This window comes from Mesorhizobium sp. FG116, assembly GCF_057809835.1.
The window spans coordinates 14736-38919 of sequence record NZ_JBMDKS010000036.1; the positions used below are offsets into that span (position 1 = coordinate 14736).

At 60.0% G+C, this 24184-nt stretch carries 25 protein-coding genes and 1 pseudogene; 16 read left to right on the forward strand and 10 right to left on the reverse strand.

Features of this window, described 5'->3' with window-relative positions:
• The first annotated feature begins 237 nt into the window (after positions 1 to 237).
• The 7 genes from ACODTY_RS21195 to ACODTY_RS21225 all read left to right on the forward strand — a co-directional run bounded on the left by ACODTY_RS21195 (position 238) and on the right by ACODTY_RS21225 (position 4107).
• The gene (locus ACODTY_RS21195; RefSeq protein WP_488996175.1) at positions 238 to 621 is read left to right on the forward strand and encodes a hypothetical protein; all 384 of its coding nucleotides are present in this window, start codon (positions 238 to 240) and stop codon (positions 619 to 621) included.
• A 31-nt stretch (positions 622 to 652) separates the two neighbouring features.
• Positions 653 to 928 (forward strand): hypothetical protein, encoded by a 276-nt coding sequence (locus ACODTY_RS21200; RefSeq protein WP_488996176.1) that lies wholly within the window; start codon positions 653 to 655, stop codon positions 926 to 928.
• Between the two features lie 359 nt (positions 929 to 1287).
• Positions 1288 to 1686, forward strand: a complete 399-nt coding sequence (locus ACODTY_RS21205) for a hypothetical protein (RefSeq protein ID WP_488996177.1) — start codon at positions 1288 to 1290, stop codon at positions 1684 to 1686.
• 54 nt (positions 1687 to 1740) lie between these two features.
• Complete coding sequence (gene csgH / locus ACODTY_RS21210; RefSeq protein WP_488996178.1) at positions 1741 to 2178, forward strand: curli-like amyloid fiber formation chaperone CsgH; 438 nt, start codon at positions 1741 to 1743, stop codon at positions 2176 to 2178.
• Positions 2179 to 2182: 4 nt separating this feature from the next.
• Positions 2183 to 2713, forward strand: coding sequence for a hypothetical protein (locus tag ACODTY_RS21215; RefSeq protein WP_488996179.1), 531 nt, complete (start codon positions 2183 to 2185; stop codon positions 2711 to 2713).
• A 3-nt stretch (positions 2714 to 2716) separates the two neighbouring features.
• The gene (locus ACODTY_RS21220; protein WP_488996180.1) at positions 2717 to 3181 is read left to right on the forward strand and encodes a curli assembly protein CsgF; all 465 of its coding nucleotides are present in this window, start codon (positions 2717 to 2719) and stop codon (positions 3179 to 3181) included.
• Positions 3182 to 3327: 146 nt separating this feature from the next.
• On the forward strand, positions 3328 to 4107 hold the full coding sequence (locus ACODTY_RS21225) for a CsgG/HfaB family protein (RefSeq protein ID WP_488996181.1): 780 nt from the start codon (positions 3328 to 3330) through the stop codon (positions 4105 to 4107).
• 131 nt (positions 4108 to 4238) lie between these two features.
• Here ACODTY_RS21225 and ACODTY_RS21230 read toward each other — a convergent pair.
• Positions 4239 to 4397, reverse strand: a pseudogene (locus ACODTY_RS21230) (DUF2312 domain-containing protein); the annotation flags it as partial.
• 238 nt (positions 4398 to 4635) lie between these two features.
• Positions 4636 to 4899, reverse strand: a complete 264-nt coding sequence (locus tag ACODTY_RS21235) for a helix-turn-helix domain-containing protein (protein WP_488996182.1) — start codon at positions 4897 to 4899, stop codon at positions 4636 to 4638.
• A gap of 68 nt (positions 4900 to 4967) precedes the next feature.
• On the opposite strand from ACODTY_RS21235, the gene ACODTY_RS21240 reads away from it, so the two are divergent.
• The 7 genes from ACODTY_RS21240 to ACODTY_RS21270 all read left to right on the forward strand — a co-directional run bounded on the left by ACODTY_RS21240 (position 4968) and on the right by ACODTY_RS21270 (position 13421).
• Complete coding sequence (locus tag ACODTY_RS21240) at positions 4968 to 5444, forward strand: DUF6634 family protein (protein ID WP_488996183.1); 477 nt, start codon at positions 4968 to 4970, stop codon at positions 5442 to 5444.
• A gap of 9 nt (positions 5445 to 5453) precedes the next feature.
• The gene (locus ACODTY_RS21245) at positions 5454 to 6983 is read left to right on the forward strand and encodes an AAA family ATPase (protein ID WP_488996184.1); all 1530 of its coding nucleotides are present in this window, start codon (positions 5454 to 5456) and stop codon (positions 6981 to 6983) included.
• 41 nt (positions 6984 to 7024) lie between these two features.
• Positions 7025 to 8938: an AAA family ATPase gene (locus tag ACODTY_RS21250; protein WP_488996185.1), complete on the forward strand. Its 1914-nt coding sequence runs from the start codon at positions 7025 to 7027 to the stop codon at positions 8936 to 8938.
• Positions 8935 to 9714, forward strand: coding sequence for an FtsH/Yme1/Tma family ATP-dependent metallopeptidase (locus ACODTY_RS21255; RefSeq protein ID WP_488996186.1), 780 nt, complete (start codon positions 8935 to 8937; stop codon positions 9712 to 9714). Before ACODTY_RS21250 ends, ACODTY_RS21255 begins: the two co-directional genes overlap by 4 nt.
• A gap of 168 nt (positions 9715 to 9882) precedes the next feature.
• Positions 9883 to 10641 carry a metallophosphoesterase gene (locus tag ACODTY_RS21260; protein WP_488996187.1) on the forward strand — a complete coding sequence of 253 codons (759 nt, stop codon included), beginning with the start codon at positions 9883 to 9885 and terminating at the stop codon, positions 10639 to 10641.
• A 444-nt stretch (positions 10642 to 11085) separates the two neighbouring features.
• Complete coding sequence (locus tag ACODTY_RS21265) at positions 11086 to 12723, forward strand: adenylosuccinate synthetase (RefSeq protein WP_488996188.1); 1638 nt, start codon at positions 11086 to 11088, stop codon at positions 12721 to 12723.
• Complete coding sequence (locus ACODTY_RS21270; protein WP_488996189.1) at positions 12720 to 13421, forward strand: DUF7002 family protein; 702 nt, start codon at positions 12720 to 12722, stop codon at positions 13419 to 13421. Before ACODTY_RS21265 ends, ACODTY_RS21270 begins: the two co-directional genes overlap by 4 nt.
• Before the next feature lie 18 nt (positions 13422 to 13439).
• On the opposite strand, the gene ACODTY_RS21275 is transcribed toward ACODTY_RS21270, so the two are convergent.
• The 7 genes from ACODTY_RS21275 to ACODTY_RS21305 form a co-directional block, all read right to left on the reverse strand.
• Positions 13440 to 14837, reverse strand: a complete 1398-nt coding sequence (locus ACODTY_RS21275; RefSeq protein ID WP_488996190.1) for a hypothetical protein — start codon at positions 14835 to 14837, stop codon at positions 13440 to 13442.
• A gap of 34 nt (positions 14838 to 14871) precedes the next feature.
• Positions 14872 to 15408, reverse strand: a complete 537-nt coding sequence (locus tag ACODTY_RS21280) for an HD domain-containing protein (RefSeq protein WP_488996191.1) — start codon at positions 15406 to 15408, stop codon at positions 14872 to 14874.
• A gap of 717 nt (positions 15409 to 16125) precedes the next feature.
• Positions 16126 to 17046: a Kiwa anti-phage protein KwaB-like domain-containing protein gene (locus ACODTY_RS21285; RefSeq protein WP_488996192.1), complete on the reverse strand. Its 921-nt coding sequence runs from the start codon at positions 17044 to 17046 to the stop codon at positions 16126 to 16128.
• Entirely contained in the window at positions 17047 to 17742 is a 696-nt protein-coding gene (locus ACODTY_RS21290) for a hypothetical protein (RefSeq protein WP_488996201.1), read from the reverse strand.
• Between the two features lie 439 nt (positions 17743 to 18181).
• Positions 18182 to 19216 (reverse strand): CBASS cGAMP-activated phospholipase, encoded by a 1035-nt coding sequence (locus tag ACODTY_RS21295; protein ID WP_488996193.1) that lies wholly within the window; start codon positions 19214 to 19216, stop codon positions 18182 to 18184.
• Complete coding sequence (locus ACODTY_RS21300) at positions 19213 to 19656, reverse strand: type II CBASS E2 protein (protein WP_488996194.1); 444 nt, start codon at positions 19654 to 19656, stop codon at positions 19213 to 19215. The genes ACODTY_RS21295 and ACODTY_RS21300 overlap by 4 nt, the downstream gene beginning before the upstream one ends.
• On the reverse strand, positions 19653 to 20897 hold the full coding sequence (locus ACODTY_RS21305; protein ID WP_488996195.1) for a nucleotidyltransferase domain-containing protein: 1245 nt from the start codon (positions 20895 to 20897) through the stop codon (positions 19653 to 19655). Before ACODTY_RS21305 ends, ACODTY_RS21300 begins: the two co-directional genes overlap by 4 nt.
• 189 nt (positions 20898 to 21086) lie before the next feature.
• Here ACODTY_RS21305 and ACODTY_RS21310 point away from each other — a divergent pair, with 189 nt between their 5' ends.
• The gene (locus tag ACODTY_RS21310; protein WP_488996196.1) at positions 21087 to 21413 is read left to right on the forward strand and encodes a helix-turn-helix domain-containing protein; all 327 of its coding nucleotides are present in this window, start codon (positions 21087 to 21089) and stop codon (positions 21411 to 21413) included.
• A complete protein-coding gene (locus tag ACODTY_RS21315) occupies positions 21410 to 22321 on the forward strand; it encodes an ImmA/IrrE family metallo-endopeptidase (protein WP_488996197.1) in 912 nt (303 codons plus the stop codon). Before ACODTY_RS21310 ends, ACODTY_RS21315 begins: the two co-directional genes overlap by 4 nt.
• 388 nt (positions 22322 to 22709) lie before the next feature.
• Here the strand turns inward: ACODTY_RS21315 and ACODTY_RS21320 are convergent, their stop codons facing one another.
• On the reverse strand, positions 22710 to 23891 hold the full coding sequence (locus ACODTY_RS21320; protein WP_488996198.1) for a hypothetical protein: 1182 nt from the start codon (positions 23889 to 23891) through the stop codon (positions 22710 to 22712).
• Positions 23892 to 24184: the final 293 nt, after the last annotated feature.

The following is a 24184-nucleotide window of genomic DNA, read 5'->3' on the forward strand; positions in this document are numbered from 1 at the left end:
CTCGCACCGGACTCTTTTCCACGTTTGCGCGCTCATCTGGCGGATGGGCGTGAGGTCAATATCGAACTCATCGCCGACACACTGGTTTTCCGAAGGCTGCCGCAGCTTTGGCTTCAGGTAACGCTGGTTGAAACGGCTGCCAGGCCACGCCCTTCGCTTGGAGTTTTGGCCAGGCCAACGGGTGCTGAATTCTATTCTACCGTCCATGACCTGCCTCAATGGATCGAGCCGCCTCAAATGGATGCGCCGCTTTTGATGCGTGGAGATGGGCGGGCATCGCCCGCGCAGATTGAACGCGCGTCGGCCCATTTTCGCAGCCTGTTTTCTGATTCGACGGTGAAGGAAGCTATGATCACGCCGCGTGGCGTGCGCTTGATCCGCCAGGCAGCGCAGGGGGACAGGGGTTCGCATCTGATATTGCGCCAGACCCGCTTTCCGTTCGCCCCGGTCTCGCGCGAATTGGTGCAGAAGGCGATTGCCGAAGCCGAGGCGTTGCGGCAGGCGTTGGCAGACGAACAACCTGTGTTGCAAGCAGTGCAGCTACGCCGCCCGTACGCTCCTGACCCAGGGTTGAGTAAGAGCCGGGGCCCGCGGCGGCTCGGCAACCCCATCCGAACTTAAGATGTCGCAACAGTCGGCGGAAAGAAAGCTGATGGCCAAACCGATCAATCCCTATGCTGTCCTGGTGCTTGCGATCCTGCTTCCTGGAGCGGGCCACGTGGCAATCCGCGAGGCGACGCGCGGGTTGGTGTTTGCCTTGTTTGTGGCCCTGTTTTCGGTGCTGACCTATATGACGACAACACCTGACCAGTCGTTTATCGGGCGGCACGCGGGTGGATTGTTCGTCTGGGCGCTATCCATTCCGGATGCCTACCGGCGCGCTGCTTTGAAAGCACGCCAAAGCGGCACAAAGGCGCCAATTGCGTGATTACTCCGTGAAGAACCTTAATAGGGTCGCCTGGCATTTCTGCAAATCCATTCGTCAATATAAAAGCATCTTCGAATATACTGTTCGGCGCGAAATTTGAGCACTACGGCATCTAGGTGGTCACACCAAAATATCTAAATCGAAAGTTTTAAATGAGATTCTGTGTATAATCGAAGTAATATTGTTAGATGCTGAAAACATTGGGTTTGTTTCGTCGATTCAAGTAACAAAACTCGTGTTTTCGACCACCGAAGTATCTATAGAAGAATCGCTTTCATCCTTTAGAGTTCGTTAGCGAAAGCATGGGCGGGGGGTCGATTCCCTCCACGCTTTCCTTTTTTGAAACAGGAGAGAGTGTTATGAAATTGCATTCGCTGATTATCGCTGCAGGCTTTGTTGCCCTCAGCGCCACGGGCTCTTTCGCAGGCGACGACAACGAAGCCTACGTTACGCAGGCTAGCACCGCAAACCTGTCCTATGTGCGCCAGGCTGGAAACGGCAACTATGCAGCACATACTCAGGAAGGCGTCGGCGCCAACAACGCCGGCACCGTGCAGAACGGCAACTCCAACATCGCCGCTGTCTATCAGGGTTCGGAATGGAACAACTCGAGCATCAACCAGGACGGAAGCGGCAATACGGCTGATGTCCAGCAGTACGGTGGCTACAACGCATCTGGCGTAAGCCAGGGTGGTGGCGACAACTACGCCAGAGTGATCCAGGGCGGCAACTACAACTCCTCGACGGTCGAGCAGTAACAAGGACCGTTTCAGCCCTTCCGTGCATATGCACGGAAGGGCTGGGCATGTTCCATGACGCAGCAATCTCAGGTCGCGATTGAATTTGAAGGTGTTTGCCATCTTGCCGGTCTCCAAGGGCGGGTGTCGCTCGTTGTCTTGGTCTCCTTGATGGGTTCGGTCGGCTATTCATATGGCGAGACTTTTCGGACACCTGATCTTCCGCCGGCCTGCGAGCTAGCGGTTCAACTCGCGCCGAGCAGCGTTTCTGTCGTTTCCAGGATCACTGGCCCTTCGGTTTCGGATGGCAGTTACTCGATGAAGGTAGTGAAGCAGGACAGCGCCGGTCGATCCGAGACCAAGCAATCGGGCGCGGTGTCAACCAATGCCGTCGGCGAGGCGTCTCTCGTTCCTCCCGTCATCAGCTTGCGGCGCAAAGGTTGGATCGAAGCGGAACTTCAGGTGAGATTCGGCGACCAAACCGCAACATGTGAAGCAAGGTTCAAAAGGTAGATCGATGACAAGGCTGCCCGCGTTTCTCATCGCATTCGCCTTGTGGCTCGGGCTTGGGGCGGTTGCGCAAGCGGCAGATGCAAATCAGCCTGATGTTGCCAACAATGGCGTCACTACTTCTTTTCCGGTGTGCAGCCCCATCTGTGCGGGTGAAAACAACAGCGGGATGACTACGGGCAACAGTGCAATCCTGCTTCAGGATGGAAGTTACAACAACTCCCTCACCATACAGCGGGGGTCATTCAACATTTCGGATGTGTCGATCCACGGCGTTCAGAATGCGACAACTGTCTTGCAAACAGGAGACACGAACGAGGCGAGGGCGACCGTCACAGGCAACCAAAACGAAGTGACAATCCTCGAGAACGGGTCGGACCAATCTTTGGTGGAAGTGAATGGGGATGCGCTTTCAGTCTTGCACGATTTGAGGGGTTACCAGCCAGCCTCGGTTGAGACGAAGGTTACCGGAACTCTGTCGGGACCGATTGAGGTCTCCAATCCTGATTGGGGAAAAATCGTGGTTCAGTCGCGATAGGCGTTGGGTATCGGTTTGTTGGGGGTGAAAATGACATTCATGTGTCTCAAGGTGGCGACACGGTTTTTATCCTGTGTCGCGGTCGGTTTTGTGTTCCTGGCCGGTGCGGCGTCTGCCGACCAACTGGTTTACAAGCCGGTCAATCCATCCTTCGGCGGAAGTCCCCTCAACGGCGGATATCTGCTCGACAGCGCGAAGATTCAGAACAAGCACGTGGAAAGCTCGGGGTCCTCGCTCGGCAAGATGCAGACGCCGGCTGAGCGCTTCATAGCGACTTTGCAAAGCCGCCTGCTTTATCAGGTCGCAAGCAACATCACCGACTCGATATTCGGCGAGAATGCACAACAGTCCGGGCAGTTTCAGTTTGAAGGCACCACTATCAGCTTCGTGCGTGAAGGGCCAAACGTCAGGCTGATCATCAACGACGGTCTTTCGGAGACCGAAATTGTCGTGCCGGCTGGAACGTAAAAACAACCTGCGGGGGTTGTTACGGGGTGGGGTAAGGGATCGTGGTTTTCAGTTTTCGACGCATAGCATCTGTTTTTGTGTGCTTGTCTGTCGCCGGGTGCGCCACAACCGATGGCAGCCGCGAGTTCCTGTCGGAAGCGCCGCAGGTGGCGCAGGTTACGCCAACGGGCTCAAAGCTCGGCTATCTTCCGCCGCCCGAGCAGACCGTGGACGTAGCAATCTACAGTTTTCCTGACTTGACCGGACAGCACAAACCCAACTCCGAATTCACGGAGTATTCGCGCGCGGTCACCCAAGGCGGCTTGGCTTTTGCCGTCTCTGCCTTGCACGATGCCGGCGCAGGACAGTGGTTTAACGTGATGGAACGCAGCGGCCTGCAAGATCTCCTGCAGGAGCGCCAGATCATCTCCACCACCAGGCAGCAGGTTGAAGGCACGGGCGCCGGAACCTTACCTGCATTGCGATTTGCCGGGATTATCATAGAAGGCGGCATCGTCGGTTACGACGCAAATACGCTGACCGGCGGCATCGGCGCGCGCTATCTCGGTATCGGGGCCAACACTCAGTATCGCCGTGACTCGGTAACTGTCAGCCTACGCGCTGTCTCCGTGTCCAGCGGCCGCATTCTTGAAAGCGTCACCACCACCAAGACCATCTATTCAATGGGCATCCAAGGAAGTGCCTTCAACTATGTCGCGACCGACGAAATCCTGGAAGCAGAGGCCGGCGTAACCCGGAATGAACCGAATACGCTTGCGGTACGTGAAGCGATCGAGCTGGCGGTCTATTGTCTGATCGTCGAAGGCGCGGAAGGCGGGCATTGGTCCTTCCAGGACAAGCAAGCGGGAGCCGCAATCATCGCCGACTACCGCAACCGAAGCCCCCGCAACGCAGGCGCCCCCCAAATGGCGAAAGCCGGCACCTGACAGGCCCGGTTGCTGGTCAAAAAGGGAATCGGATCAAGTGCAGAAGGGGCAGATCTTTGGCAGAAATGCCCTGAGATGGGACCAAACGGGCTTCGGCGGCCTTGTGATCGACTAGCTGCGGCTGGGCCTCATCACACCATGCCGAGAGCGGCCATATAGAGGTCGAGGATTGATTCCTCTTCCTGGCGCTCGGCCTGATCTTTCTTGCGCAGCCTGATGATGGTGCGCATCGCCTTGGTGTCGAAACCTGTGCCCTTGGCTTCGGCGAACACTTCCTTGATGTCGTCGTTTTCACACATTCCGTATTGGAGGCGCATTCCCTCCCGATAAGCAGTCGGGGGCGGCGCGCCCTCAATAGCGCCGTAGCCGCCCCCGACTGCGACTGCGTGGTGAACGCTCTACGGGTGAGTGATTGCGTTGATGCCACGCTCCCGGACCCGTCCGCAGGACGGGCTTTGAGAGTCCGAGGTCTACGGGGACGCCGAAGTCACTGACCCCCTAGCAGAAAGTGTTAGCGCCGGCTTCGAGTCAGAACCTCAAATTGCCCTGCTGAATGAGATCCCTGCGCATTCGCAGGCCGGGACCCGACACGCCATCGTCCGGAAGGAACGTTACGCCAGCCTTCTCGAAGGCATCCTGCAGGCGACGGCGTGATTCAAGCGTGACCGTCTCGTCGTTGCGTTCGATGCGCAGAATCGTGCGTTGGCCGACGCCGGAGAGCTTGGCGAGTTCTCGCTGACCGATGTTCAGGGCGACACGCGCGGCGCGAAGAAGTTCGTTGGGGACATCCATGACTTCATTCCTAGCGCCCACCCCGTCGACACTCCAGATGGCGCTCGTGGCAATCCATAGGTGAATCTATGATCGGCGTCATGGACGCCTTAATCGACGTCATGGACGCCGATCGCGCGACGCCGTATGTCTGTCCCGCTGATTCCAGCGAATCACAAGGATCCAAACGCAGCGGATCCTTGGAGATAGACGGAGGCTTGCTGATGCTGCTGTTCGACCAGCACGATGAACCCGGTGCCGACTTCGTGCGCGAGATGGAGCGTCTGGCCGCGCTGGTTGCGGATGTGGAACGCATTCATCGTGGCGTGCCGCCGGAAGCAATGGCCGGCGAGGATGCCCCGATTCTCGACCGATGGATCCTTGCGAAGAGAGCGGTGCCTTGCCTTGCAGGCCTGTCAACGGGTCATCCGGAGTTGGCCGGGCAGAACCGGTTGATCGGCACGTCTGACCTGTGGCTGCTGTCGAAGGATCGTAGCTGGGCACGCACGCTTTCCCGCTGGTATCGGCTTGGCCGCCCCGCTGAGCGTTCCGGCCTGAATGGCTGAGCCGCGGCCATGAGTTGCCCGGATTCGCAGGACCGTCACTTCAATCGGCGGCTGAACGCAGCCATTGAGGGCTTGCACCTGCCGAGCGAGGAAGAGCTGCTGCGCGGCATGGCCTTCTTCCGGGGCGATCTCGGCGAGGATATCCGCGAATATGCCGAACGGCTGTGGCGACGGATCAAGAAGCGCGGTGATCTTGCGTTCGCATCTCTTGCCGCCGCCTTGGAGGAACTGACCGTCGAGCAGAGCGACGACGGTGTACGGTCGCTGGTGAGAGCCCTCGATGGCGTGGAAGAGGTAAAGGGTGTCCCCATCGAGGCATGCCGGTTGCGGTGCCGGTTCTATCTCGCCTCCTCGGGGGATTCGGATGCCGCCGCATCGATCGCAGGCGAAACAGCAAGTGTCTTGCTTCGGGACATCAATAAACGGGACGATCTTCGCATGGCCGGGCGGGCGTTGGCATGGGCGGTGATGGCGTACTCACTCGCCCATACCGCCAAGGTCGGCAATCTTTATGCCTCGCGCCGATCGCTGTCGCGCATGCTGCAAGGCTACGAACGCGATTTCGAAGGGGCGATCAAGCGCGCGTCGAAAAGGAGGGAACCGGAGGAGGAGGAACTTTCGGTTGATGTTCCGGCGGAGGCCACCGACAACGAGACGCTGGATGTCGCCGATAAAGGCGGGTCGATCATCGTCTTCACCTCGGTCGGCAACGATGCCACGTCGGAAGGCAAGCGCGTCGTCAAGGAGTTCGAGGCATTCGTGCGACGCCGTTTGCCGCTGCCCGGCACTCCCGACCTTGCCGCTGTACGGACACGGCTGACCACGGAATTTCCCTGGGTCGTGTCGATCGCCGACGAGATGCTGAAAGGGCTGGTCGGCAGGGACCATGTTCGTTTGCGGCCAGTCATCCTGCTCGGGATCCCAGGATGCGGCAAGACCCGCTTCTCGAGGCGGCTGATTGAGGAACTCGGCGTTCCTTATGAACTGGTCTCCTGCGGCGGCCTGAGCGACAGCGCACTCGGCGGCACGGCGCGCAGATGGTCCTCGGGCGAGCCGAGCCTCGCCGTCATGGCCGTGCGCCGCCACGAAAGTGCCGGTCCCGCGATCATCCTCGACGAGATCGAGAAGGTGGGCACCAGCCGGCACAATGGCAATGTCCACGACGTGCTGGTCGGGCTTCTGGAGAAGGAGACCTCCGCCCGCTGGTTCGACCCTTACCTCGAGTCGAATTGCGACCTGTCGCATCTCTCCTGGCTGATGACGGCAAACGAAGTCGAAAGCATTCCAGCCGTTCTGCGCGACAGGTGCCGGATCCTTCGCTTTCCGGAACCTGGACCGGAACATCTTCCATTCCTGGCGAGCCGCATTCTCGAAAGGCTCTATCTCGAGCAGGGCCATGACCCGCGCTGGGCGACGCCGCTCGAAATATACGAGATCGAAGCCCTGGCACGCGCCTGGACGGGCGGCTCTATCCGCAAGCTCGAACGTCTCGTCGAAACACTCGTGGAAAGTCGTGAACGCCATCGGGAGCCGCAATGACCGCCGCGCGCGCATACTCTCCAGCGGAGAAAGGATCAGGGATGACAGCGACGTCGCAGCGAACCTACGAGATGAACGAACGCCTCGCGCGGCACTTCGTGCGGCGGCTTCGCCGGGAGGCCGAGCGCCGTGCCATCGATGCAGCCGTCGAGGCAGACTTTCTGCGCGAAGAATTCGTCGACAGTGGTGGCCGCGTTCTCCAGGTCTTTCACCGCGGGTCGGACCTTCCGGACACCGCGTCAGGCCGACAGGTCGTCGCCATGCTGGCGCGCCAGAGGCGCAGGCTGATTGGCGAAAGCAGTCATCCGGTCCTCGGCAATGGCGATCTGTTCATTGCCGAAGACGGGTCGGAACCGTCGTCATTAGCCTCCGCCACGAGGATTGCAATCGATCATGCATCTCGGGACGGCGCTGCATCAGCAACGGAGATTGTGCGGGCCGTGCGCGACGCCGCCGAACCACCCAGGGCATCCGAGGTGGCGTGCCTGCTGCTCGTCGCGCAAGCGGTCACCAATGGCAAACATGCCGAACGCCAGGCACTCAATATCCTGCGCCAGAAGCAGCCGATCATCGCCATCCACTGCGGGACGCGGCACTTCGAGACGTGCTTCCTCGATCTCCTGAGGCGCGGCCTGATCCTGCCGGGAGAAGTCTCCTGCTGCAATGGCTACGATATTGATCGGCGCAGAAGCTTCTATTTCCCGAGCATGCCTGGCGCAAAATGGCAAATCGTCTGTTTCGCCGGCAAAGACCGGGATGTGAATGGCGAAGGATGGCGCGTCGGCCAGGCCGCGCAAGCTTCCTATCCGATCCTTGTCGTTTCGGAACGTGACCGGCGAGTTCCGGCAAAGCTCGCTGCCGCCGCCCAACTCAATCTCGATTGCGGCAACCTCAATGCGGAGATTGTCAGGCGGACCATCGAGGCGGTGCTTGGGGAACGGCCAACAGAAGAACTGGACGACATCGATTTCGGCAGGCTCGACCTTGCCGACTTGTCGATCGCCATCCGGCCGGGTGTGACGCCGTCCTCGGCAGCCGCGACCCTGCGCATTCTTGCCTCCGATCCCGATGACGGCCCGCCCGACGACGACGGGCCAAAAGCGTCCAGCCAATCCAAGGATTCGAATAGAGCCAGTTCGGGCTCAGGCTCATCTGGACGGAGCAAAGATCAAGTTTCCGGAAGCGCGATCGTTCAGCCGAAAGAGATCTCCTCCACCGACAGCGGTCGCTTCATCGAGCGCATCGAGACCTTTGCCGGTTGCGACGAAGCCCGCGACTGGGCGCTTTCCCTGGCCGTGGATTTGCCGCTCTGGCAGGCCGGAGAACTTCATTGGGAGGAGATGAGCACGAAACTGCTGCTTTCCGGCCCTCCGGGTACGGGCAAGACCATGTTCGCCCGCTCGCTCTGCAACACCTTGCAGATCCCGATGTTCTCGACTTCCATGGCGACATGGCTCGAGCCTGCCTATCTCGGCGATGTCGTCAAGCGCATCAAACGGGCCTTTGCGGAGGCAGTTGCGCATCATCCGGCGATCCTGTTCATCGACGAGATCGACGGCATCGGCCGCCGCACCGATTTTACCCGAGACTACGCCGATTACTGGAACGCCCTGGTCAACTGCCTGCTCGAACTTCTCGACGGTGCGGCACGGACGGCCGGCGTGATCGTGGTCGGCGCCACCAACCATCCGGCGATCATCGATCCGGCGCTGCTGAGATCAGGCAGGCTTGCGCCGCATCTGAAGATTTCACCGCCCGATGTCACTGCGCGCATGGGGATCCTGCGACACCATTTGGGTGGCGATCTCGACGCCATCGTCGCCACCGCGCCGAAGCCGACGGTCATGGCTTCTGAGGATGATCTTCGCAGCTTCCTTCATACGCTGCCCGATGCGGTGCTGCGCGACCTCGCCGCGAACGGAATAGAGTACGTTGCCCGGAGGAAAACGCCATGACGCAGCCCGACATTGCTACATCCAATGGGGCCACACCCGACGCGGCCACGATCGAACGCGCGCTTCGCCCCCTTGCCCGCAAGGCAGGCGGCATGACGGGCGCCGACCTCAGGGAGGTCGTCCAGAGCGCCAGGAGAAAGGCCCGGCGCGAGAAGCGGGCCGTCACCTATGACGACATCGAATCCTTGCTTGTCGGGACGAAGCAGCCGCGTTCGATGCCTTTGCTCCATCGCATGGCCGTCCATGAGGCCGGGCATGCGATTGCCCGCCTTTATTTCCAGCTTGGCCCGATCATCGAGATCACCATCGAAGCGCGGGACGGCGGATACGTCCTTGGCGCGTTCAGCCAGGACGAGCAGACCGAGGAATTGCTCACCGTCTTCCTCATTGCGCACTTGGCAGGTCGGGCGGCGGAAGAGGAAATCCTCGGGTCTGCAACGTCGAACTCGGGCGGCTCCGAGCAAAGCGACCTCGCCCTTGCTACCGGCCTCGCGCTCGACATGGAGACGGTGTTGGGGTTCAGCCGCAAATGGCCGCTGCTTTACCGCAAGCCCAAGGACGGCTCGGCAATCCTTGGCACGGATCTGGACCTTGCCCAACGCGTGCATGCCCGGCTCGCAAATGCCCACAAGGCTGCCCGCGACATCGTCCGCAAGCAGAAGACGGCGCTTCGGTTCCTGGCGAACATCCTGCTGGCGGAGGAAACGCTGGAGGGGCGGGAGCTGGACGCCGTTCTCAAACAGGTCAGGCAGAAGATGGTCGACCTTCCGGTGTGACGATGAGGCAGGCAAAAGGATTCAACCTGAGAAATCCGTTGTCAACAATTGCACGAATCCTTCGTGGGTCGCGTTGCCCCAGAGTGTGTCCGCAAATCGATGCCCGACGAAGACAGGCCCATCCATCACCGTCTTCCGCCCGATAGACCCTCAACTGGTTCAATGACCATGAAAATCTGGCTGCTCTCCGACCTGCATCTCGAATATGCTGACCTGCGGCAGCCTCTTGCCATTCCCGACGCCGATGTCTGTGTCATGGCCGGGGACCTGTGCCGCGCGCCGCCCAACGGCGTGCACTGGCTCGCCAGGCACATCGCCCAAGCCATGCCCTGCGTCTATGTCGCCGGCAACCACGAGTTCTACAAAGGCTCGATCAAGGAGGGTCTGGAAGACGGGAAGGCAGCAGCGGCGCAATTCCCCAATGTCCATTTCCTCGAGAACGACATCGCAGTCATCGACGGCGTTCGCTTCATCGGCGCCACGCTCTGGACCGACTATCGGATCGAGGGACATCCGGAGGTGGCCATGTTCCATGCGCGCGAGCGCATGAACGACTATCGCCAGATCGCCAGGCAGCGAAATCCCTGGCAGCGGTTCGTGCCGGAAACGGCACATCGGATGCACCAGCAGTCGCGCCTGTTCATCGAAACCGCCCTCAAGGCGGATCCGACGAAGACCGTCGTGGTCACGCATCATCTGCCGCATGCAAAGTCCGTCCCGTCGAGATTCCGGGGCGACCTGCTTAACGCCGCCTATGCATCCGACCTGTCCGGCGTGATCGAGAGCGGCCGCCCTGCGCTTTGGGTGCACGGTCATACCCATGACAGCTGCGACTACCGCGTTGGCGACACGCGCATCGTCTGCAATCCGCGCGGCTACGACGATGAGAACAGCAAGTTCGAAGCTGGAATGGTGATCGAGGTTTGATGCTGATGTGGGGGAAAAACTGGCCCGACGTCGATTCCCACGGGCGGAGCCCGCTACCGCGTCGCGCCGTCAATGGTAGCTTTGCGCTTCCATGTCGGTCATTCAGGCAAACTTTACCTACGCCTGAAAGCGGAAGTACTGGCATTCGTCCCAAAGGCAAAGCGCTCCTATTTCCGCCATCCCGAACAACTCGGTGGGTGGCCAGAAGACTTGGACCAGTGGCGATTGGGGAGAGTCGATTTTGGGCTTTTTAGCGCATCGCTGATGATTGCCGTCAGATAAAGCTGCTGCGTCTAACCTCTCTTTGAGCGCAAAGCAGTGACTTGTTCTAAGATAGTCCGATCGAGCAAAATCAATAGACAATAGTCCTTATTGAAATTAGTAAGATCAAATTCTCGGCAAAGAAAGCCGATGGAGACAGCGTCTTAGAGCTGGGGGGCTCACATGCGTGTTCTGATAGGTCTGTCCGGCCCCGTTGGTGTCGGCAAGTCTAGCTTCTGCGAGGTTCTCAAAGCGCGTTTCCGGGCCGAGCGACTGTCGACCCGTGAGTTGCTGCTTGCAACCGGCGCAAAGAGCGAGCGGGAAGATCTTCAGGTGGCTGGTGAGCGCCTCGACCGCGAAACGGACGGCAAGTGGGTGTCGGACGCTCTCGCGAAAGAATTGGGTGAAGACGGACCCGAGGTGATTATCGTCGATTCGATCCGGATCAAAAAACAGATCGATCACATCCGTCGCGAGTTCGGCGATCGGTTTCGGGTCTGGCACGTCTTTGTTGACGCCGATGACGACGTTCTGCGCGCGCGCTACGCGAAGCGCGACAGCCCGATCGGCGAGTTCGCGGACTACGACGATCTGAAACGGAGCGCGACCGAACGTGAGATCCGGTCGCTCAAATACGTAGCCGACCGCGTCGTCGACGCCTCCCGCTGCAAGCCGGACTCTGTTGCGGCCCAGGCGGTCGCGGGCCTCGGTCTGTTCCCCTTCGAGGTCGAACGTCTGGTCGATGTCGCTGTTGGCGGACAATATGGCAGTGAGGGCAAGGGCCACGTCTGCAGCTACCTCGCCCCAGGCTACGATATGCTGGTGCGGGTCGGCGGACCAAACGCCGGGCACTGGGCGGCGTTGCCGGAGAAGATCAAATACATCCAGCTCCCCTCAGGAACCGCCGCGAATCCCAACGCGGACATCGTCATTGGCGCGGGGGCGACGCTCTACCTGCCACAGGTGCTCGAGGAGATTGCGCATCTTGGTCTGACCGGCACCCGGCTGTCGATCGACCCTCAGGCGATGATCATCGAGGACGCGGACCGGGAATACGAGTCCGGGCGTGGAGATAGGATCGGATCGACCAAGCAGGGCGTCGGCGCCGCGACCGCGCGAAAGATTCTCGGGCGGTTCGATCCGAGCCCGCTCGGCATCCCGGTCCGGCTTGCGCGTGACGTCGGCGAGCTGAAGGACTTCGTTCGGCCCGTGATCCCGTTGTTCGAGAGGGCTTTCGCCAAGGGCAAGAAGGTCTTTCTGGAGGGCACGCAGGGCACCGACCTCAGCCTGCATCACGGCGTCTGCCCGAGCGAGGACGGTCCGATCGCGCAAGGCGCGTGGCCGAACGTGACCTCGCGGGATACGACAGCCGCGGGTTGCCTCTCCGACGCCGGTATCGCGCCTGGCCGGGTCCGCAGGGTGATTATGGTCACCCGGACCTATCCGATCCGCGTCGGCGGCACGTCTGGCCCGATCGCTCGAGAAACAACCTACAAGGTGATTTCCGATCGCTCCGGCGTGCCGGAACACGAGATCGCCGGCACGGAGAAAGGCACGGTTTCGAAAAATCCACGCCGTATCGCCGAGTTCGACTGGGAGCAGGTGCGCCGCTCGGCCTCGCTCAACGGCGCGACCGACATCGCCCTCTCATTTTCTGACTACATCAACATCGAGAACCGGAAGGCGCGTCAATTCGAAGACCTGACCGAGGAGACCCGTCGCTTCATCGAGGGCGTTGAGCGCGTGACGAACGCGCCGGTCTCGCTGATTTCGACCCGTTTCGAGAAGCGCGGGATTATCGACCGGAGGACCTGGCGATGACCATCGAGGAGCTGCTCGCCGCCTATCCGCGCCTATGGCACATGGCAATGGACGGGAGCTGGCCGTCGATCGAGAAACATGGCCTGCTCAGCACGACCGCGCTGCTCGACCTCTACGGTTACGCTGGCAAGAAACGGCACGCCATCGAGGCAGAGCATCGGCCGGACTCGATCCCGATCGCGGCGGACGGCCTGCCCGGGGCGATCGTGCGCGACCAGAAGCCGATGTCGGACAGCGCGCTCGAGAAGTGCCTGCTTGACGGGCTGACGCCCGAGGATTGGTACCGCACGCTTAACCAGAAGTGCTTCTTCTGGCTGTCGCGCAAGCGCTTGCAGCGGCTGCTCGGCGCCAAGGCGTATCGCGCCGATCCGCAGGTCGTGTTGACGATCGACACAGCGAGCCTAGTGAAAGCCAACGGAAACAAGGTCTTGCTCTGCCCCTACAACAGCGGGTCCACAATCATGAACCCGGTGAAACGCGGCAAGGGCACGTTCCTGACAGTTTCCGACTACGATTATGCGCGCTGGAAACAGGCCCGCGGCAAGCAGGAGGCCGTTGTCGAGCTCGTCATTAACGGCGGGGTTCCCGACATCCGTGACCATGTGCTCGCCGTCCACCGCGTGCACGAAGAGAAGGCCAAGGTAATCTGGCGCAGGCCCGGTTCGTCCGGGGACGAGGGTCCTTACGCGCCGGCTTGACACGCCGGCTTGATTACATCAGCCCACCACGATGCGCGCGGGCTTTCCTGCTTTGCGAACGACGTCGGCGATATGGCTCGTCAGGCCGACATTGCCGACTAGTGTGAGGCCCGCACCGGGACGCAGCGTCCGCAAAGCGCCCCGCAGCTTCTCCAGGCCTTCACGGGCGTCGAAGCGGATCCAGTCTTCGGTCTCGCCCGGAACCAGCACCTTGGGCGTGCTGCGGGTGGCGCCGAGATGCAACTGAACAATCCAGACCCGGTCGCCGTCGTGAACCCACTCGAACCGGACCGGCCCAAGCGCGTCATCTAGCCGCCGATGAGCGGACCTGACGGCCTCAATGACCGCCCCCGGCAGCAGCTCCGGCGCGTTCACGCCAAGCATGAACAGATCGCCTTCGCCTTCGCGTCCTTCTACCACGAGCGACCCATCGCCAGTGACGATGGCGGCGCCGGAATACCGCGCCGGAACCGCCGCCTGGCAGAGGACCGAGCGTATTCCGGTACCGGTCTTGTCTTCGGCGGCGAGCAAGGCAAACGGGTCGATCCAGCCCTTAACCGTCGTGTAGAGTCCGGGCTCGGGTTCGCGGGGACAGGTTCGCGTCCAGACCTCAAGGCTCCCGGTCGCAAGGCCGAAACTGAACGGCGCGACGCGCCGGCCAATGACGGTTGTACGCGGAGTCGGAAGTCCGACGAGGTACGCCATCAGCAAGCCATAGGCCTTGTCGCCGAGATGCCGGCTGAAATTGTTCGGCCATGTCAGCGCGGGTCGATGCTGTTCGGAACCGATCTGTTCATGTTCCCACAGCAGCGTGTGGGTCTGCCGCCAACCGCGCGGACGCGGATGAATGCTGAATTCGAGTCGGGCGCCCTGGGTCTCGCCCAGCTCTGGCCGAAATCCATAGACCGTCTCGAGCATTGACATGCCGAGATGCAGCGGCAAGGAGGCGACGCCGTCCTTCTCGACGCAGCGCGGCGTGTCGTCGGGCGAAAACTCGATGATGCCGCCCTGCGCGACGCCAGATACCCCGCCGTCTTTCACGTCTACGGTTTCGTTCGCGATTACGAACAGACCGTCGCTTGATAGCCGGCCGAGAGCGCTCACCGCGTCATCGACGTTGGTGATGCCGTAGACGAATTCGCGGCTGCGCGGATCGTCAGGGCTGAAGCTCCTGAGGTTGATCGACGCTTCCGGGCTTCGCATCAGCAGCGTCTCAAGCGCGAGCCGCTCGGACAGGAAAGGATCGTTGGGCGCATGACCTGCGACCCTGCTGAATTCCTGGCGCGTCCTGCCGCCGTCCGGCGAGAAGCTGACGAACTGGGCGACGTTTCCCGTCTCGGCCAGGCGGTCGAGCGAACGGTCCTTGCGGATTTTAGGCATCGAGCTCTGCGCGGTCACCGCCGCAGCGTCAGCCAACTGAGGATCGGCGACAAGCCTTAAATGCGAAGCGCTACGCAACGCGCGCACGCCGGTGCGATGACGAAGGCACATGGAGTTGGGCGTAGCGGCTGAGAAACGCCTCACGGGCTTCGTGCGGCGACAGCAACCGGACCGTGACGGGAGCGGGCTCTACACCTTCGGCGAACGCCCACAGCGACGTCTCGCGCGGCATGATTTGTTCTTGTTCCGCGGCGAGGACACGCAGATCAGCGGCTTTCACCGCCTTCGGCATCGGGTTCGGCACGTCGAACCGGCTGAAGATCGCCCTTTCGACCCGCGCTTCGATGCGCTTGAAGTCAGGCAGGAGCTGCTTCAGTGGCCGTGTAATGTCGCCGATAAAAGCTTCTGCTGCGTCATGCATTAGTGCAGCATAGGCGTGCTCGTGCGCAACCTCGCTGACCAGCAAGCTGTGTTCCGCTACTGAGTAAAAGGCAGAGCACTGACCGGCGTACCGACATGTGTTTGAAAGACCTGCTGCGATGTCCTCGATCCCGAACTTGCTGCTCTCCGGATCTAGGAAATCAAACCATACGCCGCTTTGTAGCATTATTCTCGGTCCAACGGCTACATTAACTGCTTTCATTTCATCGCCTCGACCAATCACATGATAACTGCATATCGAACGGATCCTGCAGTGCAAGTCGCAAATTGGTTTGTCCACGCTACTCGCATGGTTCGAACGAAATCCGCTATCGCACGCGCACTTGCCTGGCGGTCAGCCTAGCATATCATGGCTCAGCAGGAGAATCGTGACCACACCCTCGCCCGGCACCCGGAAGGACTGTTCGGTTATCTCATGCCGCGGAGCGGCCCAGTTATTGAACCAGGCGTCTGCCCCGATCTTCCTGGGGAAGTTCTGATCCTGGGTATTCGCGTTGTGGAGGAGTTCAAACGCGAAGCTTTCACGGTCGAGATCAGCCTTCGGGAACCAGTATCCGGGGACGCCGTCCGCAGAGCGGTGCCACTTCCGTCAACCCACCCCATGCGTGATTATCATGGGATTGCCGTAAAGGCCGCTGTGGATCATCCGGATCAGGGTGGCGGTGAGGTTCGTGTTAAACGTGTTGGCCACCGCCTTCAGTGCCTTGATGTCAAGCCGTCTGTGCCCGCTGCCTTGAGTTCAACGAGGCGGTAGATATTCGTATTTCGCCAATCTCAGAGAAGCGAGTGGGTCGGAAGAGCCGCCGCTGACGCTTCTGCGCTTGTGTAGTTCAGCGCTTTTGCCTGCGAGAACAGGCAGCCGATACGCCAAAGCACTCAAGCTCTAAACCGCAACTGCGTCAGGCACATCATACACGATCTGCGAGAATGCGGACGAAAGCCGGTGATCGAGGAGCGCCTGAAAAATGTCTCGGCAAGTCTCGGGCGTTGGCGTGATTCTCCCAGCACCGTCGAATTGAATTGTGAGCCCATAGGTGGCGTGGTGTTGACGCAAATTCGCCATGAACCCAGCATTGCGGTAATGACCCTTCCCATGAATTGCAGAGGCTCGTCTAAGCTGAATTTTGTTATCGCCGACGTATGCGATGATCGGGGCCATGTCGGTAAAGATCGCGGCGAACGCGGCATCAGCTTGAAGATCGGCAAAGTCTGATTGGTGAGCTTGCTTGTAGCTGAGAACTGATTCAAATTTGCCCTTTTGAGCGACCAAAATAGTATCGCCGACGATGAAGAAGTCCACACTCTTCGCTAGATCGAAGCTGGGAGCGGCGTCGATCGTCAGATGCTCTTCTCTGAAGATCGCCGAGATCATGTTCGACGCTCTTTTCGTCCCCCAACTCGCATCAACTTTCTTGATCGCGTGAATGACTGTCCCGTCACTCACGAGCTTGATTACATAAAAGCTAGTGTTTCGAATTTCCTTGATCTTGGTGACTTTTTTGTTCTGTACCTCTGCCGCAACTTCGTCGACAATTAAGCCGCCATGCGTTTCGATCGTGTCGATCGAAAGAGCGCTTGCTTCGTTGTTCTGAGCGAGCAACGAATAATCGATGACTTCAGCTATGCGGTCGCGCTCTGCGATAACTGTGTCCTTTAGAGCGGTATCCAGGGCATCTGTCGTCTCGACCCAGCGTCCTGTAAATCTTGGCGCAGCCGCGCCAGTCGCGGCCGACTTCTTGAAGACCCAGAGGGAAACTTCAGCGTTCGCCGCGTCGAAATTGTGAAGGTCGTCGAGGGCGGGCACTTACTTCTCCATATCTTTCGGGACTTTGATAATTAGGACATCTTGAATTGTTGCATGGCGATGACTTTCTCCCGAAGCTAGTCTGATCTCCGCCAATCCAATACCAGTACGGTCTATATCGTCGCCGGCATGGCGATAAGTCAGATCGTATAATCGCCAGCCGAATGCGATCAGTATTGGATTGAGAATGATCTGGCCCGACTTGTAAGTGATCCAGAACATCCAGCCGAGGAAGATGATCAATCCGACAAATTTTCCGGTTTCTTGATAACCAATTCCCATGAAGGATACTACATAGGGTAGCGTATAATTCATGAGGTCAGTTGGAATATAGCGTGCCTCGGTGATCTTTATTGCCCGCTTTGGTTTTACAATCGCAAGAGTGGCAAGCGTGAAGCCAAAGCAAATCAGACAGCACAAGAAGATGCCAATGGAAAATAACGCATTGCCAAAGGGTAGTATGCAACCCGGATCACCGCGAAGCCACTTCCAACACAGCGGCCGAGAAACTCTCGTGTAATCGTAGTCCTGCGCGAGCAGGATCAAGCTCAATGGAAGATAGGACCCGATGAATATGAAGACTGCTGCAGGCAACCTAAACTGCAATTTGCACCCCCGCCATGAGACACCTGACGACCCTACTCCTAAAACTGGATACTGGCGATGCCCGTGACGCTCCTTGAAGACTGCCTTCACCTGCAATCTAGGCCTCGCCGACTTGTCCGACATTGGCTAAAGCAGGAGTCGAACAGCGGGAGCGAAATCGCCCGGCGCGGCCCAGCGTCAATACGATAGGCACACTGTTTCGGGGGCCTAGTACCTAGCCTAGGGCAGGTTCCGGCGATGCATCGCAACGGCCTCATCGACTGCTGTGTGGGTCGCTTGCCGAAGGGCAGCTATGAGCCGGGCACGTCTCGGGACCGGACAGTCCGCTATCGGCCCCCCCACTCTGTCGTCCGTATAGGGCCGAACGAACGGCAAGTTTCGGGCTGCGACGGAGGCTCTCCTAGCCGCGACAACGGGGTCGCTACCTGTCGGTTCACCGTTCCGGAATGACCGACGGCTCGTAGTCGGAGAATCCGAGCAAGCTGCCATTGAGGTGGCAGCCAGATTGTGATCGCCACGCGCTCGCGTCCTAAACGACGGGGCATTTAACATACAGGTCGACTTCGTCCTGCAGGAACATGTCCAGGACCCGGTGGCCCGACCCTTCGACGAGGCTCCGCGCAACATCCGGAAGCTCCCGCAATGAGCGCCCCACGTCGTCGAGCGCGATCTGCTTATCACTTTCCGGAGCGTCGATGCGGAGCACGTTCTGCTTGCCGACCAACAGGTAGGCCTGACCGAGCGCATTCTTCGACTGGGCCCGCGCCGCTGCGTTGAAGGAGCGCATGAAGGCCCAAGTGGCGGCTCCACCATTCCGGGTGTTCTCGTCTACCGTGAACTTGGACTCGCCCGTGCCGATGGTCAGGATGCGGATGTTTTCGCGCGGGACGTCATAGCAGGCCAGCACGTCCACCACCGCGTTCATCACGGGATTGTTCGCCCAAACGCCTCCGTCGATCATGATGAAGCCGTCGTCGTCGACACCGGGATAGTACGACGGTGCCGCAGTCGTATGCAGGGCGATGTGCGCGAACCGCTTGTGGCGGTCGTTCTTGTAGTCGGGATGATGCGGCGTCTTGTACAGGAACGGTTCGCCGTGCAGTCCCTCGAAGCTCGGGATCACGAGCCGTTTGGTCGAGAGATCGAGAACCTTATCCCCGAAAACCTTCAGCAGCTCGTTCTTCAGAACGTCCTGATCGTGCTTCGGCTTCGTGATCCAGCGAAGGGCGCGTGCGATAGTACCAATACGACCCTTCGTCGGGAAAATCCGCTCTCCACGTTCCGTGTAGATTTCGAGGGCCTGCTGCGCCGTCATGCCGTGTCCGAGGGCGAGGGCGATGATGCCGCCGGTCGAGGTTCCCGCGATCATGTCGAAATGGGAGGCGACCGACGCGCCACAAAGGAAGCGGCGTTCTATCTCGGCGAGATAGGCAGCAGGAAAGACTCCGCGGATACCGCCGCCATCGATGGACAGGATTCGAAACAGCCTGTCCTTGGGCCACGGCATCTTAACGCGAGTCTGCTGGATGGTGCCGTCGGAGCGGCGTGGTGGCATGTAGTTCATTGGAACGCTCCTTCTGCAGGCGTGTCTTCGGCGACCGGATGTCGGCCGCCGCCTTCCCACGCTCCGGTCATCAGCCAGAACTCGTAGCAAGCGATCCAATCGATGGACCACGGCACGATCGTCTTTGAGATTGACATGGACGAGTCCCATTCGTCCGTCTTCGGATCGAACAGGCAGAGCGTTGGGTCCTCGATCGGAGGGAAAATATGCGGAAGCTGCCCCTCCGGATTGTCTGGCAGCCGCTTCAACTCAGGCGACAGAATTCGTACCTCCGGCCAACCCTTCACGAGCCTGGTTTCCAATACGTAGGCGACGAGATGCGGCTTCACTGTCCCGACCCATCGGGCCGATGGCACTGCACGATTGATGTTCTTGACCTTGAAGGCGGGCCAGTCCGCCTTCATCTGGTCGATCTGCTGAGTGATCGTCATCCGGCTCATTTGACGATCTTTCCGAAGAACGTGTGCTTGGTCGCGCTCACTGGCGATGCCATCGCAGGCGTCGACCCAGTAGCTGTCGGAAGGATGAGTGCTCCGGTCCTGGTATAGGACTGCAGACCTTCCCGGACCGACTTTCCAGTCGCTTCCGACAGCCTCCGAACGGCTTCCGTAACGACCAGGTCGCCAAAGGTTTCGCGCAGCCAGTCCCGCAGAGCGTCCGGCATCAGCAATCCCTTTCGGGCGCGCCGCAGTCCTTCAAGAAGGCTTTGCAGGTCCTTGGCGAACCGGACCTGCTGCGAACGGTCGGCAGGCCAGCGGTCGGTGAAGACGTCTTCGCGATAGCAAGGGTTTTCGACGTGCAGGAGGATGCCTCTTGCCTCGGCGACCTCGATGTCATGCACGATCGCCTCGCAGACGCGGATCAGCATGTCCGAGAGCCTCAGTCCGGGCGTTGCCATGAGGCCGGCATAGTATGCGAGCATGACCGAGGGAGGGATACGACCGGACCTTCCGGCGTACATGATGTTCCGGTAGCGCTTAAGCAACTGCAGAGCCAGGGTGGCGGTGTTTTTCACCACGAAGTCCGCTTGCTCGTCGACTTCGTCGACCTCTGCGTCGGCGCGAGTGGAAAGAATTCCTGCATCCTGCCAGCGGCGATTGAAGGCGTCGTGGACGCGCAGTTCGAAAGGCGTGCGATCCTTATACCATTCCGCGAAGCCGTACGCGTTCATCGGAATTTCGTCGTCATCCGCCGAAGCATTCGGACCCTTCGCATGCATAATGCGGCTCTGGCGGTCCGGCGTGCCGGAATCACGAAGCCCGGGGGTGATGTCGAGATGCATGTTGTCAGCGTAGCCGAGGGTAACGCACCGCGTCTGCCGAATCGCTCGCATGCCCCTGTAGCCGTCCAGCGAGCGTTCGAGTTCCTTGAGGATTTCAAGCGGCGACATCGACAGGAAACGTCCGCCAAGCTGGGCAACGATATCGATGTCGTATTCGTCTTCGGTGCCGCGGGTCGAAATCGTGGCGTCGATCGCCATCGAGCCCTGCGCGTAGAAGTGCTCGATCTGGTCCTGGAAAGCTGTGGTACCTTCGAGGTATTCTCTCACCGCCTTATAGCGGTCGGTCGCCTTCTCATGAAGCGAGGGCGGAAGCTGGAGGATGAAGGCGATCTTCGCCAACAGGCCGTCCAGGTGGTCTTCGAACGGGTCAATCCCGGTATGCTGTATGCGGATACTCATTTCTGCTCTCCCGGCCGTCAATCGGCCACATCCAGTTGGTGATCATGGTGGTCCTCCCTTGGTGGCGTTCTCTTTACCCAAAGAGAAAGTTCGCTAATCCGAACAAAATGGGCACCTTGAATGCCGGAGTCAAGGGGCATAAGGTATAGCTACTCCGAATAACCACAAAAAACCCGGACGTTCCCTGCCATGACCTCCACCTTCGGCCCGAAGATCAAAAAATTGCGCGTTGAAAAGAGCCTGACGCTCGACCAGCTTGCGCAGATGACGGAATCTTCGAAGAGCTACATTTGGGAGCTTGAGAACAAGAACCCACCTCGTCCTTCGGCAGAGAAGCTCGCGGCGATCGCTGCCGCGTTGGGTGTGACTGTCGACTACCTGTTGGGGAACGAGAATTCGAGTCTCGAGGCCGCTGAGGACACCGCGTTTTTCCGCGAGTACAGCGGTTTGCCGGACAGCACGAAAAAGCAGCTGCGCGAGATCGCTCGCACGCTTGGAGCCAAGCCTTTCAAATGAGCGTCGTCGAGGCTAAGCCGCTGAAGGAGTCGAACAAGATCACTACGCTGCTCGACGCGGCATTCGGTGGGAACCGGTTCGACAGCGGTCCTGTACCGATCGAGCACATCGTGCTCTCCCACTCTCGCGACATCTCGCCGGAAGGCCCTATTCACGCCGTCGAGGACCGGGACATCCCAGGGTGCATGGGCGCGTTAGTATTCTCGGATACACGCCCCCGGCAGTGGAGCGTCGTCTGCCACGAGGGCCAGTCGGCGGGTCGCCGGGCGTTCACGATCGCACACGAGTTCGGGCATTTCATCCTCCACCGTAAGCTCGTCGACGAGAGCGAAGAATACCAGCGCGGATTCCACTGCAGTGAGGACAGCGTCCTGCGCCGTGCCGGGAACGGGATCGAGAAGGAGGCGGACACCTTCGCTGCGAATCTGCTGATGCCGCTGCATGATTTCCGGAGGCAGATCCCCGCGAAAATAAGGCCGGACTTCGAGATGTTGGGCGCCGCCGCCAAGCGCTACGGAGTGTCGATGACGGCAGCCGTGCTGCGCTGGCTCGAATACACCGAAACCCGAGCCATGATGGTCGTCTCGAACGAAGGATTCGGGCTTTGGGCGAGACCGAGCCAGGCGGCGTTCAAATCCGGCCTCTACATCAAGACAAAGGATGTCATGTACGAGTTGCCGAGCCAAGCGGCAGCCGTCCGCAGGGACTATACGGATGAGACGAAGAAAGGCTTCGCGCAACCCGCTGGGGTCTGGTTCCGCGAACCCCTCGTCGAGATGTGCTTGCGCTCCGACCGCTACGATCAGGAGATCACGCTCCTCCATTTCGAGGACACTGGTCCGCGCTGGCAAGGAGACGAGGTCGAGGAAGACTCCTACGACAAATTTGTCAGTGGTGGACAAGTTTAGCGAATGAGGTTTGTAGCCATCTACGATCTCGGATTTCAAACTTGCGTGTTGCACGGGTGACCTGCGAACAACGAGTTAAGCGCATCATGCTGCCAATCCACCATTCAGCGATATAGCCCGCTCGCAGTCGATCGATCGACTGCGAGCGGGGGTTCCGGGCGGCGGCATCAGGCAGCGGAACAGCCCGGATAAGGTTGGAAACTGAACGGCAGGTAACTGCCGAACTCATCCGGATTGCGGACCGGCAGTTTACGGCCCCCGAGCCGGCAGCGACATTCGGCCATCGGACGATCATCAGGTGATCCCTCCGGGTTTACGGACCATAGCGAATGGCGGAGGGGCGGGGTAAAACCTAGTTGTCCCACGGAAGCAGGAAAGAGCCTCGCTGTCAGGTCGCCATGTATCGACCGTCCGCATCTCGCGAGAAAAGACCGCACGATACCGCTAGGGAAAGCATCGTCTGAAGTCGGTCACCTGTCGGCTCATACACGCCTCTCGATGACGATCTCCGGACCCTCATCCAGCCGTCGCCCTCAAGTCCGATCCGGAGACGTTTCTTTCCGTCGCCGCCACGGACGGCTGACCAGTGGACATGCTGTCCGATGACCCAGCTCTCGACGATCTCCTTCCAGATGAAGCGCATCGGCCGGGCACCCACGGCTTCCAGCCGTCTGGCCATGAGCCCCATCGGAAGCCTGTCGGGGCGGCCTTCTACCCCGTCGGCGAGGCCGCTTGGCGGCCTTTTGCCCTCGAATGCATTGGCGACGGCCCGCACGATGGCGAATGAGCGGGCGGCGAGTGCAGGGACGCGGGTAACATCGCGGCGCTGCGCCTCGATGAGTTCGGCAATCATCGATACGGCGTCGGTCGTGCCCGCCGAAGACGCGCCCGGCCATCCGATGGTTTCGCCCTCGATCTCGATCGCCAGAAGGAAGTCGCTGACGGTCGCCGAAGACGCATAGACGGGGTCTCCGGCTGCCGCGACTTCGTGCGCCCTCGCAATTATCTCCTCGGACGTCTTTGGCTGGTACATTGTGCCGATGCGACCCTCGGAAAGCAGCCGCTCGAGCCAGAGAAGCATGGCCTCTGTGGCGAGCCTCTGGAGCTGTCTCGCCTGAAGGAGGCATAGCAGCATGCCTGAGATGGCAACCTGTTCGGGATCGCCGTCGTTCACCGCGGGCAAATAGTGCCGGGCAAAATACCTTCTGATCGTGTCAACGGAGCTTGGCCCCTCCCGTAGCAGGAGACCGCGAACGAGGTCGATCGTGCCTTTCCTGCGCTTCGCGGATCCCGGTGAGGCGGCGTGTCCTCCGATGTCGAAGAACAGATTCCTGAACACCTTCATCTCGATTTCCGACGGCGCATCGACAGGGAGGTGCTGGGCGAAGGGGGCAATCTCATCGTCCCTGACAGAAGGAGCCTCGATTGCGAAGAGGCGCGCTGGCAGTAAATGACCCACCCGTACATTGAAATCGAGAACCGCAGGCATGGCCTCGTCTGCGATATGCCCGGAATCGGCGCCGATGTAACGAATAGACTTGATCGATGGGCCGTATTCGGTAGGAGCCATGAAACTGGTGCGGCTCCTCCGGTACTCGTCCCAAATCGGGCCGCTGAATATGAAAGGCTCCCCGTCCGTGCGGCGGCCGATCGTTCGCTTCAGCGCCGACGCCCCCCTGAATGGATGGCCTGCAATCAAATGCGACCAAGCGTATAAGGCCTCGTAGCGGTCAACAAGATCTGCGACCAGCGCCGGATCGTCGTTCCCGGCCTCACGCGCGACGCTGGAAGCCTTCCATGCGGCCCACGTGTCAATGACCGCGGAATCGGGACCCTTTTTTTTCATGTAAAAGGGACCCCGGT

Coding starts and splice junctions, on each gene's coding strand:
- ACODTY_RS21255 (WP_488996186.1), top strand. CDS start 8,935: ATGACGCAGCCCGACATTGCTACATCCAATGGGGCCACACCCGACGCG.
- ACODTY_RS21300 (WP_488996194.1), bottom strand. CDS start 19,656: ATGAGCCGGATGACGATCACTCAGCAGATCGACCAGATGAAGGCGGAC.
- ACODTY_RS21245 (WP_488996184.1), top strand. CDS start 5,454: ATGAGTTGCCCGGATTCGCAGGACCGTCACTTCAATCGGCGGCTGAAC.
- csgH (WP_488996178.1), top strand. CDS start 1,741: ATGACGCAGCAATCTCAGGTCGCGATTGAATTTGAAGGTGTTTGCCAT.
- ACODTY_RS21195 (WP_488996175.1), top strand. CDS start 238: ATGGATGCGCCGCTTTTGATGCGTGGAGATGGGCGGGCATCGCCCGCG.
- ACODTY_RS21200 (WP_488996176.1), top strand. CDS start 653: ATGGCCAAACCGATCAATCCCTATGCTGTCCTGGTGCTTGCGATCCTG.
- ACODTY_RS21305 (WP_488996195.1), bottom strand. CDS start 20,897: ATGAGTATCCGCATACAGCATACCGGGATTGACCCGTTCGAAGACCAC.
- ACODTY_RS21320 (WP_488996198.1), bottom strand. CDS start 23,891: ATGGCTCCTACCGAATACGGCCCATCGATCAAGTCTATTCGTTACATC.
- ACODTY_RS21310 (WP_488996196.1), top strand. CDS start 21,087: ATGACCTCCACCTTCGGCCCGAAGATCAAAAAATTGCGCGTTGAAAAG.
- ACODTY_RS21215 (WP_488996179.1), top strand. CDS start 2,183: ATGACAAGGCTGCCCGCGTTTCTCATCGCATTCGCCTTGTGGCTCGGG.
- ACODTY_RS21235 (WP_488996182.1), bottom strand. CDS start 4,899: ATGGATGTCCCCAACGAACTTCTTCGCGCCGCGCGTGTCGCCCTGAAC.
- ACODTY_RS21240 (WP_488996183.1), top strand. CDS start 4,968: ATGATCGGCGTCATGGACGCCTTAATCGACGTCATGGACGCCGATCGC.
- ACODTY_RS21270 (WP_488996189.1), top strand. CDS start 12,720: ATGACCATCGAGGAGCTGCTCGCCGCCTATCCGCGCCTATGGCACATG.
- ACODTY_RS21260 (WP_488996187.1), top strand. CDS start 9,883: ATGAAAATCTGGCTGCTCTCCGACCTGCATCTCGAATATGCTGACCTG.
- ACODTY_RS21265 (WP_488996188.1), top strand. CDS start 11,086: ATGCGTGTTCTGATAGGTCTGTCCGGCCCCGTTGGTGTCGGCAAGTCT.
- ACODTY_RS21315 (WP_488996197.1), top strand. CDS start 21,410: ATGAGCGTCGTCGAGGCTAAGCCGCTGAAGGAGTCGAACAAGATCACT.
- ACODTY_RS21280 (WP_488996191.1), bottom strand. CDS start 15,408: ATGCTACAAAGCGGCGTATGGTTTGATTTCCTAGATCCGGAGAGCAGC.
- ACODTY_RS21250 (WP_488996185.1), top strand. CDS start 7,025: ATGACAGCGACGTCGCAGCGAACCTACGAGATGAACGAACGCCTCGCG.
- ACODTY_RS21295 (WP_488996193.1), bottom strand. CDS start 19,216: ATGAACTACATGCCACCACGCCGCTCCGACGGCACCATCCAGCAGACT.
- ACODTY_RS21205 (WP_488996177.1), top strand. CDS start 1,288: ATGAAATTGCATTCGCTGATTATCGCTGCAGGCTTTGTTGCCCTCAGC.